Annotated in this window: 14 protein-coding genes; 6 read left to right on the top strand and 8 right to left on the bottom strand. The window is 71.9% G+C overall.

What is annotated here, in order from left to right:
- Nucleotides 1–38 precede the first annotated feature (38 nt).
- The 4 genes from ACGFML_RS02030 to ACGFML_RS02015 all read right to left on the bottom strand — a co-directional run bounded on the left by ACGFML_RS02030 (nt 39) and on the right by ACGFML_RS02015 (nt 4,984).
- Entirely contained in the window at nt 39–1,214 is a 1,176-nt protein-coding gene (locus ACGFML_RS02030; protein ID WP_393540359.1) for a hypothetical protein, read from the bottom strand.
- A gap of 58 nt (nt 1,215–1,272) precedes the next feature.
- Nucleotides 1,273–2,205, bottom strand: coding sequence for an N-acetylneuraminate synthase family protein (locus ACGFML_RS02025; protein WP_393538953.1), 933 nt, complete (start codon nt 2,203–2,205; stop codon nt 1,273–1,275).
- A 68-nt stretch (nt 2,206–2,273) separates the two neighbouring features.
- Nucleotides 2,274–3,575, bottom strand: coding sequence for a cytidylyltransferase domain-containing protein (locus ACGFML_RS02020; protein WP_393538951.1), 1,302 nt, complete (start codon nt 3,573–3,575; stop codon nt 2,274–2,276).
- Between the two features lie 44 nt (nt 3,576–3,619).
- Nucleotides 3,620–4,984 carry a DUF6716 putative glycosyltransferase gene (locus ACGFML_RS02015; protein WP_393538949.1) on the bottom strand — a complete coding sequence of 455 codons (1,365 nt, stop codon included), beginning with the start codon at nt 4,982–4,984 and terminating at the stop codon, nt 3,620–3,622.
- 187 nt (nt 4,985–5,171) lie between these two features.
- On the opposite strand from ACGFML_RS02015, the gene ACGFML_RS02010 reads away from it, so the two are divergent.
- From ACGFML_RS02010 to ACGFML_RS02000, 3 genes are read left to right on the top strand one after another with little or no spacing between them, the layout of a single operon-like run.
- Nucleotides 5,172–6,152: a glycosyltransferase family 2 protein gene (locus tag ACGFML_RS02010; protein ID WP_393538947.1), complete on the top strand. Its 981-nt coding sequence runs from the start codon at nt 5,172–5,174 to the stop codon at nt 6,150–6,152.
- Entirely contained in the window at nt 6,152–7,504 is a 1,353-nt protein-coding gene (locus ACGFML_RS02005; protein ID WP_393538946.1) for an alpha-2,8-polysialyltransferase family protein, read from the top strand. Before ACGFML_RS02010 ends, ACGFML_RS02005 begins: the two co-directional genes overlap by 1 nt.
- Nucleotides 7,501–8,646: an acyltransferase family protein gene (locus tag ACGFML_RS02000; RefSeq protein WP_393538944.1), complete on the top strand. Its 1,146-nt coding sequence runs from the start codon at nt 7,501–7,503 to the stop codon at nt 8,644–8,646. The genes ACGFML_RS02005 and ACGFML_RS02000 overlap by 4 nt, the downstream gene beginning before the upstream one ends.
- A 1-nt stretch (nt 8,647) precedes the next feature.
- Here ACGFML_RS02000 and ACGFML_RS01995 read toward each other — a convergent pair whose 3' ends face one another.
- Nucleotides 8,648–9,328, bottom strand: a complete 681-nt coding sequence (locus ACGFML_RS01995; RefSeq protein WP_393538943.1) for a TetR/AcrR family transcriptional regulator C-terminal domain-containing protein — start codon at nt 9,326–9,328, stop codon at nt 8,648–8,650.
- Between the two features lie 37 nt (nt 9,329–9,365).
- Here ACGFML_RS01995 and ACGFML_RS01990 point away from each other — a divergent pair, with 37 nt between their 5' ends.
- Nucleotides 9,366–10,928 (top strand): FAD-dependent monooxygenase, encoded by a 1,563-nt coding sequence (locus ACGFML_RS01990; RefSeq protein ID WP_393538941.1) that lies wholly within the window; start codon nt 9,366–9,368, stop codon nt 10,926–10,928.
- On the opposite strand, the gene ACGFML_RS01985 is transcribed toward ACGFML_RS01990, so the two are convergent.
- The gene (locus ACGFML_RS01985; protein ID WP_393540357.1) at nt 10,925–11,488 is read right to left on the bottom strand and encodes a TetR/AcrR family transcriptional regulator; all 564 of its coding nucleotides are present in this window, start codon (nt 11,486–11,488) and stop codon (nt 10,925–10,927) included. The two genes, ACGFML_RS01990 and ACGFML_RS01985, sit on opposite strands and share 4 nt — an antisense overlap.
- Nucleotides 11,489–11,649: 161 nt before the next feature.
- Here ACGFML_RS01985 and ACGFML_RS01980 point away from each other — a divergent pair, with 161 nt between their 5' ends.
- The gene (locus ACGFML_RS01980; protein WP_393538939.1) at nt 11,650–12,618 is read left to right on the top strand and encodes a DMT family transporter; all 969 of its coding nucleotides are present in this window, start codon (nt 11,650–11,652) and stop codon (nt 12,616–12,618) included.
- Here the strand turns inward: ACGFML_RS01980 and ACGFML_RS01975 are convergent.
- Nucleotides 12,539–13,936: a gluconate:H+ symporter gene (locus ACGFML_RS01975; protein WP_393538937.1), complete on the bottom strand. Its 1,398-nt coding sequence runs from the start codon at nt 13,934–13,936 to the stop codon at nt 12,539–12,541. The two genes, ACGFML_RS01980 and ACGFML_RS01975, sit on opposite strands and share 80 nt — an antisense overlap.
- A 44-nt stretch (nt 13,937–13,980) precedes the next feature.
- Nucleotides 13,981–14,496: a gluconokinase gene (locus ACGFML_RS01970; protein ID WP_393538935.1), complete on the bottom strand. Its 516-nt coding sequence runs from the start codon at nt 14,494–14,496 to the stop codon at nt 13,981–13,983.
- A 164-nt stretch (nt 14,497–14,660) separates the two neighbouring features.
- On the opposite strand from ACGFML_RS01970, the gene ACGFML_RS01965 reads away from it, so the two are divergent.
- Nucleotides 14,661–15,368 carry a FadR/GntR family transcriptional regulator gene (locus ACGFML_RS01965; protein ID WP_393538933.1) on the top strand — a complete coding sequence of 236 codons (708 nt, stop codon included), beginning with the start codon at nt 14,661–14,663 and terminating at the stop codon, nt 15,366–15,368.
- The last annotated feature ends 17 nt before the right edge of the window (nt 15,369–15,385 follow it).

The raw sequence follows: 15,385 nt of genomic DNA, 5'->3' as shown, positions 1-15,385 counted from the left end.
TGAAGTTCGGTTTCGTCCGGCGCTCTCACCCGGTGTCTTCACCCGGTGGCCATTCTCCGCGTGAACGGGAGCCGTTGCACGTCACGGGCGGTGCCGGTGACGCCGTCCAGGAAGCCCTGTGCCCGCGGTGAGGCGCCGACCGTCAGCCACGCGGGGTCGATGTCGCAGACGGCGACCTTGACCTCGGTGCCCTGGAGGGCGAGCGGCAGGGTGTGGACGACGGTCGAGGGGAAGCTGAGGATCAGGCGGCCGATGGGGCCACGGCGGGCGATCAGTTCGAGGGGGAGGTCGGGGCGTACGACCTCGAGGCCGGTCTCGGTGGTGAGGCGGCGGAGTTTGTCGGTGCTCTCGCGGCGGTGGGCGAAGTAGCGGGTGGCGCCGTGGGCGGCGGCCAGGGCGCCGACGGCCTCCAGATAGCGGTCGGCGTCCACCACTCCGGTCTCGACCAGCGAGGTACCGACGATGTCGGTGCCGCGGGTGAGCAGGGGCGGGCCGAAGCGGGCGCGGGTCCAGGCGAAGTCGTTGGTGGTGACGTGGACGCCGGGCGGGACGTCGACCGGCATGGAGCTGAAGAGGCCGATGGTGCGGTGGCCGCCCTGGGGGGCCGGGGTCAGACGGCGGCGGGCGGTGGCCGAGAAGGGGGCGAAGACCAGGTCCCGGAGGCCGCGTCCGCTGCCGTGCCGGTGCCAGCGCACCAGCCGTTCGCCGCGGGCGAGTTGGCCGATGAACTCCATGGTGGCCGTGCCGTCGTCGACCACGATCAGCTCGCGCGCCCGGGTGAGGGTGAGCAGGAGCTGGACGTAGCGGGAGAACGGGTCGCCGAGGACGACACGGTGCGCGCGGCGCAGCAGCGGGGTGAGGCCGCCGACGGTGCGCACCGGGGCGGTGGGGCCGCCGCGGGCCTCCTCCCAGCGGACCGCGTGGCCCTCGTCGCGGGCGAGTTCGGCCATCCGGCGCAGCTGGCCGCGGGTCATCGGGTCGTGCGGGGAGAGCACGACGACGGTGAGCACGACGGGCTGGGCGGTGTGCGCCCATTCCAGGACGTTCAGCAGCTGCACCGGGCTCTCGACGAAGGCGAGGGTGCCGGTGTCCACGGGTGCCCCGCTCTCGTCGTCGCCGCAGGCTGCGGTCCCCTTGCGCTGCCGGGGCACCCCGAGGAGACGACGGGCGGGAGTACCCGTCGTCTCCTGGGGCGGGACCTCGGCGCCGGGCATGGCCTGCTCGGCGCGGGTCCCTTCGGGTGAGCTCACGATGGGAACTCCACTCTTCCCGTCAGACGGAGGCCGGCTCGAGGTCGGCGGCCTCGGACTCGGCGACCACGCCGGTGACGCGGCGCAGCTTCTTCATCGGGCCGAGCTCGGACTCGTAGACCTTCTTGACGCCGTCGCCGAGGGACTCCTCGATGGTGCGGATGTCGCGGACCAGGCGGGTCAGGCCGCCCGGCTCGACGGAGGCGGCCTGGTCGGAGCCCCACATGGCGCGGTCGAGGGTGATGTGGCGCTCGATGAAGGTGGCGCCGAGGGCGACCGCCGCGAGGGTGGTCTGGAGGCCGGTCTCGTGACCGCTGTAGCCGATCGGGACGTTGGGGTACTCCTCCTGCAGCGTGTTGATCATGCGCAGGTTGAGCTCCTCGGCCTTGGCCGGGTAGGTGCTGGTGGCGTGGCAGAGCAGGATGTTGTCGCTGCCCAGGACCTCGACGGCGTGGCGGATCTGCTTGGGCGTGGACATGCCCGTCGAGAGGATGACGGTGCGGCCGGTGGCGCGCATGGCGCGCAGCAGGTCGTCGTCGGTGAGGGAGGCGGAGGCCACCTTGTAGCAGGGCACGTCGAACTTCTCCAGGAAGGCGACGGACTCCACGTCCCAGGGGGAGGCGAACCAGGCGATGCCGCGCTTCTTGCAGTACTCGTCGATGGCGCGGTAGCCGTCCTCGTCGAACTCCACGCGGTGGCGGTAGTCGATGTAGGTCATCCGGCCCCAGGGGGTGTCGCGCTCGATGTCCCACTGATCGCGCGGGGTGCAGATCTCCGGGGTCCGCTTCTGGAACTTGACGGCGTCACAGCCGGCGTCGGCGGCGGCGTCGATCAGCGCGAACGCGTTCTCCAGGTCGCCGTTGTGGTTGATGCCGATCTCGCCGGTGACGTAGACGGGGCGGCCGGGGCCGGCCTCGCGGTCGCCGAGGGTGCGGAGGCGGGAGTTGCTGCTCATGGGGAGGATTCCTTCGTGTTGATAAGGGGGCGTGTGAAGGGGTGTGTGAGGGGGTGGGTCGGTTGGGGTTACAGGGACGGGCCCAGGAGCCAGGCGGCGATCTCCCGGATCGCGCCGCTGCCTCCGGGGGTGGCGGTGACGGCGCGGGCCGCGCCGCGCACCACGTCGTGCGCTCCGGCGACCGCCACCGGCCAGCCGACGAGGTCGAAGCAGGGGAGGTCGTTCACGTCGTTGCCGACGTAGAGCACCCGCTCGGGTTCGATGCCCGTCTCCTCGCACCACTGCTTGAGGGCGAGGTCCTTGCGGTCGATGCCGTGCAGCACGGGCACCTGGAGCTTGCGGGCCCGTGCGGCGACGACCGGGTTCTGTTCGGTGGACAGGATCAGCAGCTTCAGCTCCGCCTTGCGCAGGGCGGCGATGCCGAGGCCGTCGCCGCGGTGCACGGCGACGATCTCCCGTCCGTCGGCGTCGATCAGCACCCGGTCGTCGGTCTGGGTGCCGTCGAAGTCCAGTACCACCGCGTCGATGTCGTCGCTGGTGGGGAGCGCGCCGGGGCGCGGGGTGTCGAGCAGCGGCGCGAGCGCGCGGGCGCGGGCGAGGTCGTGCGGATCGTCGACCTCCAGCACCCGGGCGGGGTCGGTGGGGACGAGTTCGCTGCGGCCGAAGAAGCGGTGGCCGCTCGCGCGGAAGCCGGCCGCGTCCATGGCGTAGGCGGCACCGGTCTCCAGCAGGTCCTGGGGCCGGTCCTGGCGACGCGGCCGGAAGGACTTGTCGTGGTTGACGCCGTAGCCGCCGGCGGTGGTGGCGGGGGCCGGGGCGGTGGCGGGCCGGTCGCCGGCCTCCGCGACGGCCTGGGCGGGGATCGCGGCGCCCGCGGCCGCGCCGGCGTCGTCGGCGATGCCGTCGTCGGACCGCCACACGAAGCCGTGGAAGGGGGCCACGGTCAGGGCGCTGTCCGCGCCGCCCTCGACGACCGCGGCGGCCACCCCGTCGATGTCCTCGCGGACGATGAACGGGCTGGTGCACTGGACGAGCAGCACCGCGTCGACGGTGGTGCCGTGCTCCGCCTCGTAGGCGTCCATGGCGTGCAGCACGGCGGCCTCGCTGGTGGCCGTGTCGCCCGCGATGTCGCCGGGGCGGCGGACGACCACCGCACCCGCGCCGCGCGCCACCGCCGCGATCCCGCTGTCGTCGGTGGAGACGACCACGTCGGTCACCAGGCGGGAGGCGCGGCACTCGCGGACCGCGCGGGCCACCAGGGGGATGCCGCCGACGACGGCGAGGTTCTTGGCGGGCACGCCCTTGGATCCGCCGCGGGCGGGGATGACCGCCACCACGGTCGGGGGGCTGCTCTGGGGGCTCTGCGGCATGTCGGGCTCCTTCCGGGGGCGGGGACTCCGGGGGTAGGGGGCGGTCACAGCTGGCCCCAGCGGCGGATGGCGGGGGCGACGCGCTGGACGCCGTGGCGGTAGGCGCCACGGGCGGCCTCCCGGACGGTCTCGCGGACGATCCGGCGCAGTCCGCCGGTCTCCTCCGGGGCGTCCTGGTGGCCGGCGAGCGGCTCGCCGTGCGGGTCCAGGCCGTGGCGGGCGAGGATGCCGGGGAGGTAGCCGGGGGCGGTGCGGGGTGTGTAGTACGGGGTGAGCGGCGGCAGCCGGTCGGCGGTGCGCAGCTCGGTGACCCGGGCGCGGGCCGCGTCGAAGGCCCGCTCGTAGTCCTCCGGGCGGGCTTCGGACGACGTCCCCTGCTTCGGGGCGACGCCCTGGCGGGCCAGCCAGCCCTGGTCGGGCTCCGGGCGGTGTCCGGCGTCGAGCTCGTCCCAGGAGGCGAGGCAGCCGGAGCCGAGGAAGGAGTGGTTGCCGAGCGCCTCGCGGATGCCGAGGTCGGTGAGGACGGCGGTGGGGATGCCGCGGTGCAGCGACTCCAGGGCCGCGGTCGAGCTGACGGTGACCATCAGGTCGGTGCGGTCCAGGACCTCGCCCATGTTCCCGTACACCAGGCGGCAGTTGCCGGGCAGTTGGCCGGGCACCTTGGTGGCGAGCTTCTGGTACGGCAGTTCCTCGATGTGCGTGGTGTGCTCGCCGGGCTTGCTGCGCAGCTTGATCAGCACCTCGCGGTCCGGGTGCCGGCGGGCGTGCTCCACCGCCCGGCGGAGCAGGTAGGACCGGTCGGCCCGGCTCTCCGGTACGGAGGGCTGCGCCGCGAACACCACCGTGTACGGGTCGTGTTCGCCCGTGTAGGGGGCGCCGCCGAGGAAGGGCAGGGCGCACTCGACGACGCTGTGGTCGTCGGCGCCGACGCCGCGGTAGACCTCACGGAAGCGGTCCGCGTCGTGCCGGGAGTTGGCGAGGACCACGTCCGCGCCGTGTCGTAGCAGCAGTCCGTCGGCGAGCTTCTCGTAGACCACGCCGACGTAGCCGGTGACGACGACGGGGCGGCGCGGGGTGTCCCGCCAGGCGTGGGCGAGGCCGTGCAGCATCGCCTGTACGGCGCCGCCCACGCAGGCCAGCACCACGACGTCGTATCCACTACCGTCGCCGGTGCGGGCGTCGCGCTCCATGTCGCCCAGGAAGTCGACGCCCCTGATTTCGCGCAGCGAGTCCGCACGGGCGCCGACCTCGTCGAGCTGGCGGACCGTGGGCGTGGCGCGGCCGCGGAGCAGATACCCGTCGAGTCGGATGCCCGGTTGGATTCGGTACGCTGTCAAAGCGCCCCATTTCCACCGGGTGTCCGAGTCGGCGAGCACGGCGACTCGCGGCGTAGAAGTACGTGATGGCACGTCGAAGACGCTAGGAAGGCATTCCGATTGGCGGGCCAACTGGACCGCAACAACGGGTTAACAGCGGGTCGACGAATGACGAACCGGCTCGATCGACGGGCCGGTTAACCATCCCGACATTCTTCGTTCACCTTGAGGCCCGGATCACGTAAAGACGAATGCCGACTCCGCACCTAACGTCACCCGGGTGGTTAAGCTCTCCGTCATCGTGCCGTTCTACAACGTGCAGACATACGCGCCCGACACCCTGAAAAGCCTGGCGGCCAATGCCCGCGAGGACTTTGAATTCCTGCTCGTCGACGACTGTTCACGCGACGAGACCCCGGAGATCCTTGCGCGCGCCGAGCGCGAGCTGCCGGGCGCCAGACTGCTGCGGCACGAACAGAACGGCGGCCTGGCCACCGCCCGCAACACCGGTCTGGACGAGGCCCGCGGCGAGTACGTCACCTTCCTGGACGGCGACGACTGGCTCGCACCCGGATACTTCTCCGAACTCCTCGGCGCGATAGAGGAGTTGGGATGCGACTTCGTCCGCACCGACCATGTCCAGTGCACCAACCGGGCCCGCACCGTGCACCGCGTTCCGCACGGCCGGCGTGGTGTGGTCATGGACCCGCGCGCGCTGATCCTGCCCGCCGACCGCTCCACCTCCGTCGACTACGCCTACGCCTGGGCCGGCATCTACCACCGCAGGCTGCTGGACGACGGTGTGCTGCACTTCAAGCACGGGCTGCGCACCGCGGAGGACCGCCCGTGGATCTGGCGGCTGCACCGCGAGGCGAAGTCCATGGCAGTGGTCGGTCTCCTCGGCGTCTTCTACCGACGCGGGGTGGCGTCCTCTCTGACGCAGATCGGTGATGTGCGGCAATTGGACTTCATTCGCGCCTTCGACCAGGTGATCGAGGAGACCGCGCAGGACCGGGATGCGGATCTTCTGCTGCCGAAGGCGGTGCGCACCTATTGCGCGATCATTTCCCACCACCTCGGATCGATCGAACGATTCGAGCCGCAGGTGGCCCGTAAATTGCGTTCGATGAGTTCCGCGGCCATGAAACGCATGCCGCAGGACGTACTGAAGGAAGCCCTGGATTCGATGGATGTGCAGCGTGCGTCCCGGCTGCGGCGGCTGCGCCGCCGCTCCTCCCCCACGGCGGAGGTCGCCGCCTGATGCCGAACCGGCCCCGTACCCAGATCTTCATGGCGTCCACGCTCTACGGCGCGGCCACCCTTGCCGCCGCCCTGGACGCCGACTGCTTCGAGCCGGCCGACCGCCGTCTGCTGCTGCTCAGCAACAACGCCACGAACCCGGAGACCACCGCGTCGCTGGACACCATGCCCGGCTTCGCGCTGCTGCGCGACCGGTTCGACCGGGTGCTGTCGTGGAACGAGACGATCAGCCCGTTCCACCCCGGCGGCTGGTCCCCGCGCGCTGACGACGCCCCGCTGTGGGAGCGGTATCTGCGGCTGCTGTGGGGTCTGGGCGACTCGCACATCGAGCTGATCGTCGAATCGATCCAGGTCAACCCGGCGATGGCGCTGGCCCAGGTCTTCCCGGGCGCGCCCCTCGACGTCTACGCCGACGGCCTGATGAGCTACGGCCCCACCCGCAACAAGCTCGACCCGCTGATCGGCACCCGGATCGGCCGTCTGCTGCACCTCGATCTGGTGGCGGGCCTGACGCCGCTGCTGCTCACCGAGTTCGACGTCCCCGCCAAGACGGTGCCGACCGACGCGTTCCGCAAGGTGCTCGGCGAACTGGCCGATGCGAGCGGCGAGTTGGCGGACGTCCCGCACGGCGCCGCCCTTCTCCTCGGCCAGTACCTCTCCGCCCTGGACATCCTCACCCCCGAGGAAGAGGAAGAGCTGCATCTGCGGATGGTGCGCGGTGCCGCCGAGCGCGGCCACCGGGAGATCGTCTTCAAACCGCATCCCTCCGCCCCGGCCCGCTGGTCGCGGCTGCTGGAGCGGGAGGCGGAGAAGCTGGACATCGAGCTGACCGTGCTGGACAGCCCGGTCCTGGCCGAGGTGCTCTACCAGCGGACCCGGCCCGCCCTCGTCGTCGGCTGCTTCTCCACGGCGCTGCTGACCGCGGCCACCTTCTACGACCTGCCGACCGCGCGCACCGGCACCGGACTGCTGCTGGAGCGGCTCACCCCGTACCAGAACAGCAACCGCGTCCCGGTGACGATCGTGGACGCGCTGGTGCCCGACCTCAGCGACCGCGCCGCCACCGGGTCCGCGCGCGCCGGGGACGTCCGCGAGCTGGTGAAGGCCGTCGGATACGCCATGCAGCACCAGATCTACCCGATGCTGCGTCCGGCCGCCGAACGCTATCTGGCGACCCGCCTCGACCAGCACACCTGGCGCTACTTCAAGCGCCGCCGGCTGACCGCGCTGGCGTTGCCCGGCGCGATCCCGTCCCAGCTGGCGTTCCTGCCGCGCAACCCGACGGTCCGCAAGGTCGCGCGCCGGGCGCGGGCCGTGCAGCGGCGGCTGAAGAAGCGGGCCGCATTCGGATGACCGCCACCGAGCTGACGTCGGGTGCGCGGGTCGCCACCGCGGCCCCCGCCCCGTCCATACGGACGCGCAGCCGGGGCAGTGGTGCCTCCCGGCTGCGCGCTCTGGACGGGCTGCGGCTGCTCGCCGCGCTGATGGTCGCCGCGTACCACTACGGCGGCCGGGGCGGCGAGATAGCCGGGGCCTGGGGCGCGTCCCCGGCCCGTGAGTTCCCCACCATGGCGCCCCTGTTCGCCTACGGCTGCCTGGGCGTCCAGATCTTCTTCGTGATCAGCGGCTTCGTCATCTGCCTCAGCGGCTGGGGCCGCACGCTGCGCGCCTTCGTCGCCTCCCGGATATCGCGCCTCTACCCCGCGTACTGGGCCGCGATCCTGATCGTCACCGCGGCCTTCGCCCTGCCGTGGGTCGCCTACAAGGCACTGGCGCCCAGCGAGGTGCTGACGAATCTGACGATGCTTCAGCAGCCGCTCGGGGTGAACCGGGTGCTCGGCGTGTGCTGGACCCTGTGGGCCGAGATGCGCTTCTACGCGCTGTTCGCCGTCTGCGTCGTCCTGCCCGGCGCCACCCGCGGCCGGGTCGTGCTCTTCTGCGCGGGCTGGACGCTGGCCGCGGCGCTTGCCCAGGCGGCCCACCAGCCGTTCCTGAACGTCGTCCTGATGCCCGAGTACGCCCCGTTCTTCATCGGCGGCGTGGGCCTCTACCTGCTGCACCGCTATGGCGCCCGCGACCCCGTCGCCTGGGCCATAGTCCTGCTCAGCTGGTTGATCGGACAGCACTACGCGGTCGCCGGACTCTGGCACGCCCCCTCCGCCGACGCCTTCTCCTACCGCTCCACGGCGGGCATCATCGCCGTCGTCACGCTCGGCTTCGCGCTGGTCGCGGCCGTCGCGCTGGGCGGCCTGCACCGGCTGAACTGGCGCTGGCTGACGGTGGCGGGCGCGCTCACGTACCCGTTCTATCTCGTCCACGAACACCTGGGCTGGGTGGTCATAGGCGCCCTGCACCGCGACGCCGGCCTGCCGTCCTACGCCACGCTGCCGCTGACCGTGGCGCTGATGCTGGCGCTGGCGTGGGCGCTGCACCGGTGGGTGGAGCGGCCGTTGACACCGGCACTGAAGCGGGCGGTCGATCCGCGGCGGCCCTGAATCAGCCCTCCGACGCGCCGCCGGCCGTCGCCGCGATCCCCGCGACGATGATCTGCAGCCCGGCCTCGAACCCCGCCTCGATGTTGCCGAAGAACTCGTGTCCCGCGGCGGCCACGAGCGGATAGCGCTCGCCGAACCGCCGGTCGCGTTCCGCGAGGTCGTAAGCCGGGTCGCGGTCGCCCGGCTCGGCGGGGTCGGGGTGGACCGACTGTTCCTCGATCACCAGGCCGATGGTGAAGTTGTACGCGGTCCACCAGGCGCGCACCGCCTGCTGCGGCGAGAAGCCCGCCTCGGTGAACAGGCGCAGAAACCCCTCCGTCGGCGGGGCGTGGCTCTCGTCCGTCATCCGCGTACCGCTGAAGACCTTGCCGCCGTCGCGGTAGGCGAGCAGCCCGCGGCGCAGCGCCCGACAGGTGTCGAGCAGGGCCGACTGCCAGGCGACGACGGGACCGTCCGCCTCCAGCCCGGCCGCCTGCCGCCACGGCACGACCATCCGCCGCAGCATCTCGGTGGCCATCTCGTCCAGCAGCTCCTGCTTGTTCTTGAAGTGCCAGTAGAGCGCCGGAGCCTGGACGTTCAGCTCCTTGGCGATACGCCGCAGGGTGAGCCCGTCGAGCCCCACCTCGTTCAGCAGCCGCAGGGCGGTGTCCACCACCTGTTTCCGGTCGATACGCGATGCCATGTTGACAACTTAACACCGTTAAGCCCATCCTCGAGCCATGGAACTTAACAACGTTAAGGACGTTCGGGATGTATCTGCTGTTACGTCCTTCGACGTACTGATCACCGGCGCGGGCCCGACCGGCCTCGCCCTCGCCATCGACCTCGCCCGGCGCGGCGTGCGCGCCCTGGTCGTCGAGCGCCAGGACGGCCTCTCCCCCGGCGCCCGCGGCAACGGCATCCAGCCGCGCACCCAGGAGGTCTACGAGGACCTCGGCGTCCTGGAGGCGATCCGCGCGATCGGCGGCTCCTACCCGCCGATCGCGCTGTGGGAGGACGGCCGGATCGCCCGCACCCACGTGATGATCGAACGGGTCGACCCGACCCCCGCCGCGCCGCACTCCAACGCGCTGATGGTGCCTCAGTGGCGCAACCTGGAGGTGCTCCACGAGCGGCTGCGGGAGCTGGGCGGCAGCGTTCTCTTCGGCGCCGAACTCACCACGTTCGAGCAGGACGCGGACGCCGTACGGGCCCGGCTGACCCTCTCCGACGGCACCGGGCGGACCGTCACCTCCCGCTACCTGGTCGCCGCCGACGGGGGGCGCAGCACCGTACGCAGGACACTCGGTGTCGGAATGAGCGGCCCCGAGCTGGAGCCGGGCGCCGCGGTACTGGCCGACATCCGCGTGGACGGCCTCGACCGGGACCACTGGCACCGCTGGATGCGACCCGACGGCGGCTTCGCCATGATGCTCCCGCTGGCCCACACCGACCTGTTCCAGACCATGGTCGCGGCGCCGCCCGAGAGCACCCCGGACACCTCGCCCGAAGCGGTCCGCGCCCTGCTCGCCGAGCACACCCACCTCGTACCCGAGCAGATCCGCGACGTCGTGTGGACCTCCCTCTTCCGCCCCCGCGCCGGCATGGCCGACCGCTTCCGCAGCGGGCGGGTCTTCCTGGCCGGCGACGCCGCCCACATCCACTCCCCGGCCGGCGGCCAGGGCCTGAACACCAGCGTCCAGGACGCCTACAACCTCGGCTGGAAGCTCGGCCAGGTCCTGCGGCACGGCGCCCCCGACGCCCTCCTGGACAGCTACGAGATCGAACGGCGCCCGATCGCCGCCCGCATCCTGAGCACCAGCACCCGCCTGCACCGATCGCGCTCGATGCACCGGGGCCGCGATCTGGACCAGCTCGACATCGGCTACCCGGACAGCCCCCTCACCCAGGAACTGCGCAGCGGCCTGACCGAGGACGCCCTGCGGGCCGGCGACCGCGCCCCGGACGCCCCCTGCCGCACCGCCGACGGCACACCGTTCCGCCTCTTCGAGGCGCTGCGCGGCCCGCAGTTCACCGTCCTCGCCCTGGGCGACACCGATCTGGACGACGCCGCGCTGCCCGACGACCCCGGCCTGCTGCGCATCATCCGCCTCGGCGGCCCGACCCCCGATCTGCTCGACACCGACGGGCACATGGCCGCGGCGTACGGGAAGGAGCCGGGGGTGTTCCTCGTGCGGCCCGACGGCTATCTGGCGGTGGCCGCGCCGGCGGCAGGAGCCACGGCCGCGCTCCGCGCCGCCCTGGACGGATACGCGGGGGCCTGCACGGCGGCGGTGGGCTAACCCGCGGCGGCGAGCATCCGCCGGGCCTCTTCCCGGGCCTGCCCGATCGGGTCGGGGAAGAGGCCCAGACCATGGGCGACCAGCGCCCCTTCGTGCAGCAGCGTCAGCGAGCGGCCCAGCCGGGCGGCCGCCTCCCGGTCCGGGGCGAGGTCCTCGACCAGGTCGGTGAACAGACCCAGCGTCCATGCCTTCTGGCCGGCGATGATCGCGTAGGCCGGATGGCCGGGATCACTGATCTCCGCATGCGCCCTGACCATGCTGCACCCCTTGCCGCCATGCTTCACCGACCATGCCCGCGAGGCTTCGAAAACCGCCTGGACACGCGCCTCCGGCTCCGGCGCCGCCTCCTGGAGGCGGGCGGCGAGAAAGATCCGCCAGCGTTCGTCGCGGTCGGCGAGGTACTCCACGACGACCTGGTCCTTGGACCCGAAGCGGTCGTAGAGGGTCTTCTTGGTCACCCCGGCTTCGGCGGCGATCAGATCCACCCCGACGGCGTGGATGCCGCGCTCGTAGAACAGCCGCCCGGCGGCCTCCAGCACCCGGCGCGCGGCCGGCGTCATGGCGATCCGGCGCGGCCGGACCGGCCCCGCGGACTTCTCGGACGACGCAGCCATGGCGTCAGAATGCCCCATGGCAAGAAGTATACCGATCTGTATAGTGGCCCGTGAAGGCAAGTAGACCGATCTGTTTACCTCGCGTTGCCCGAAGGGGGTCACCGGTCATGAACGTCCTTCTCTGCGCCGGCTTCGTGCTCAGCTGGAGCTCCGGATTCATCGGCGCCCGACTCGGCGCGGAGAGCGCCGACGCGGTCACCTTGCTGATGTGGCGCTTCCTGCCGTTGGCCGTCGTCCTGCTCGTCGTCGCGGCCACCGCCGCCCGCGCGTCCTGGCGGGGCCTGGCGGCGCGGGACGTGGTCCGACAGGCCGTCATCGGCGCGCTCTCGCAGAGCGGCTATCTGTTCACCGTCTACTGGGCGATCCAGCTCGGGGTCTCCAGCGGCACGACGGCGCTGATCGACGGCACCCAGCCGCTGGTGGCGGGCGCGCTGGCCGGGCCGCTGCTGGGCCAGTACGTCGCGCGCGGCCAGTGGTACGGGCTGGCCCTGGGCGTGAGCGGCGTCGCAGTGGTCACGGCGGCCGACGCCACGACCGGCGCAGGGGCGCCCTGGTGGGCCTACGCCGTACCGTTCCTCGGCATGCTGTCGCTGGTGGCGGCCACCTTCCTGGAGAGCCGCAGCCGCCGGGCCGTACCGCCGGCGGTGTCGATGACGGTCCACTGCGCCACCAGCGCGGTGCTCTTCACCGGGCTCGCCCTGGCGGCCGGCGCCGCGACGCCGCCCGCCACACCGTCGTTCTGGGCGGCGATCGGCTGGCTCGTGGTGCTGTCGACCCTCGGGGGATACGGCCTCTACTGGCTCATCCTGCGGCGTTCCGGCGTCACCCGGGTCAACACCCTGATGTTCCTGATGGCGCCGGTGACGGCGGTATGGGGCGCCCTGATGTTCGGCGAGCCCTTCGGCCCGCAGACCGCGCTGGGCCTGGGCATGGGAGTCGCCGCGGTGCTCCTCGTGCACCGCGGCGAGCGGAGCCGGCCCCCTTCCGGACGGGGGGCTACACCACCAGCGACAGCAGCAGCACGCACCCGATCCCGACGACCGAGATCAGCGTCTCCATCACCGACCAGGTCTTGAGCGTCTGGCCGACGCTCATCCCGAAGTACTCCTTGACCATCCAGAAACCGGCGTCGTTGACGTGGCTGAAGAAGAGCGAGCCGCAGCCGATGGCCAGGACCAGCAGGGCGCCGTGGGTGGTGGACATGTCGGCCGCCAGGGGGGCGACGAGTCCCGCGGCGGAGATGGTGGCCACCGTCGCGGAGCCCGTGGCCAGCCGGATGGTGACGGCGATCAGCCAGGCCAGCAGCAGGGTGGAGATGTGCCAGTCCTTGGAGATCTCCAGGATCATCCGGCCGACGCCGGCGTCCACCAGCGTCTGCTTGAAGCCGCCGCCCGCACCGACGATCAGCAGCACACCGGCGATCGGGGCCAGCGACCTCTCGACCGTCGAGGCGATCCGGCCCTTGGTGAACCCGGCCGCCCGCCCGAGCGTGAACATCGCGACGAGGACGGCGGTGAGCAGGGCGATCAGCGGGGAGCCGATGACGTCGAAGACCCGCTGGGTGGCGTTCGCCGGGTCGTCGACGACGATGTCGACGAGGGCCTTGGCGAGCATCATCACGACCGGCAGCAGCACCGTCGCCACCGTGATCCCGAAGCCGGGACGCTTCTTCAGGTCGTCGGACGTCCGCTCGGGCACCATGTTCTCGGGCGGGCGGATGTCGACCCAGCGGGCCGCGTAGCGGGAGAAGACCGGGCCCGCGATGATCGCGGTGGGGATGGCGACGACGACGCCCAGCGCCAGCGTGACGCCCAGGTTCGCGTGGACCGCGTCGATGGCCGCCAGCGGGCCGGGGTGCGGCGGGATCAGCCCGTGCATGACGGAGAGGCCGGCCAGCGCCGGGATGCCGATCCGCATCAGCGAGAAATTGCCGCGCTTGGCGACCAGCAGCACCACGGGTATCAGCAGCACGATGCCGACCTCGAAGAAGATCGGCAGGCCGACTATGCCCGCGATCAGCACCATCGCCCAGGGCATGGCCCGCCCGCTCGCCTTCGCCAGGATCGTGTCGACGATCTGGTCCGCGCCCCCGGAGTCGGCGAGCAGCTTGCCCAGGACCGCGCCGAGCGCGATCAGGACGCCGGTGCCCGCGACCGTCGTGCCCAGCCCCGTCGAGAAGCTGGCGATGGCCTTGTCGAGCGGCGCGCCGGCCACCGCACCGAGCACCAGCGAGCCGATGATCAGCGACAGGAAGGCGTGCAGCTTGAACTTGGTGATGAGCAGGACGATGACGGCTATGCCGGCCAGGACGGCGATGCCCAGCTGTGCGTGACCGGCCGAGGTGATGGGCTCGGTCACGTCCGCTGCGAGCATCTCGGCGCTGAGATGTGTCACGGCGATTTCCTTGTTCGGGGGGGAGGACGGCTACGGCCGCGGGTTCAGGCGGCCGGTTCGAGGTGATGCAGGGCGGCCACGGCGCGGTCGGCGATCTGCTGCGGCGTGCCGCGGACGTCCACGGCGACGCCGGTCTCGTCCGTGCCGAGCGGTTCGAGCGTGGCGAACTGGGAGTCCAGCAGCGCGGTCGGCATGAAGTGGCCCTTGCGCTCGGCCATCCGCTCCTCGATCAGCACCCGGTCCCCGGTGAGGTGCAGGAAGACGACACCGGGGGCGGCGGCGCGCAGCCGGTCGCGGTAGGCGCGCTTGAGGGCGGAACTGCTGACGACGCCGCCGTGTCCGGCCCGGCCGTGCGCCCAGGCACCGATCGCATCCAGCCACGGCCAGCGGTCGTCGTCGTCCAGCGGGGTACCGGCGGACATCTTGGCGATGTTGGCCGGCGGATGGAAGTCGTCGCCCTCGGCGTAGGGAACGCCCAGTGCGGCGGCCACCAGCGGCCCGATCGTCGTTTTGCCGGTGCCGGCCACGCCCATCACGACGATCACGTGGGGGGTGCTCATGCCGCTTACCTCGCTGTCCGCGCTGTCTTCGTTGACGTGATACGGCCCGTCGTACGCGGCCCGTAGCCAGCCCCACTGAAACCCATTAGGTACGACGTATTCAAGAGCCTGTGACGCAAACGTCATACTTAATTGGCCGAGACCCGGGAACGTAGGCTTGGCCCATGGAAAACGAGGGGCTGGGGAAGGGGCTGCACGCCCGGGTACTGGAGTCCCTCGGGCCCGCCATCACCGCGGGCGACTACCCGCCGGGCACGGTCCTGCGCACGGACGAGCTGGAGCAGCGCTTCGACGTCTCGCGCACGGTCATCCGCGAGGCGATCCGGGTACTGGAATCGATGCGGCTGGTCGCCTCCCGGCGGCGGGTCGGGGTGACCGTCCGTCCGATGGAGGAGTGGAACGTCTACGACCCGCGGGTGATCGGCTGGCGGCTGGCCGGCCGCGACCGCGCCCGACAGCTGCGCTCCCTCACCGTCCTGCGCTCCGCCGTCGAACCGGCCGCCGCGGGCCTGGCCGCCGCCCACGCCACCCCCGAGCAGTGCGCCGAGCTCACCGAGCACGCGATGGGCATGGTCGCCACCTCACGCGGCCAACAGCTCGCCGCCTATCTCGTGCACGACATGGCCTTCCACCGGGTGATCCTGACCGCCTCCGGCAACGAGATGTTCGCCCGCCTCGCGGACGTCGTCGCCGCGGTGCTGACCGGCCGCACCCAGCACCACATCATGTTCACCGACCCCGACCCGGCCGCGGTGACCCTGCACGTCCAGGTGGCGGAGGCGGTCCGCACCGGCGACTCGGCCCGGGCCGAGTCGCTGACCCGGGAGATCACGACGGGCGCGATGGCCGAACTGGACGTCCTGGCACCGTAGTCGGGACCCCCGCGCCC

Source organism: Streptomyces sp. NPDC048650 (genome assembly GCF_043199095.1).
Classification (GTDB): Bacteria; Actinomycetota; Actinomycetes; order Streptomycetales; family Streptomycetaceae; genus Streptomyces.
Note: the sequence above shows the minus strand (reverse complement) of the source record. Positions and strands in the feature narration are given on the sequence as shown.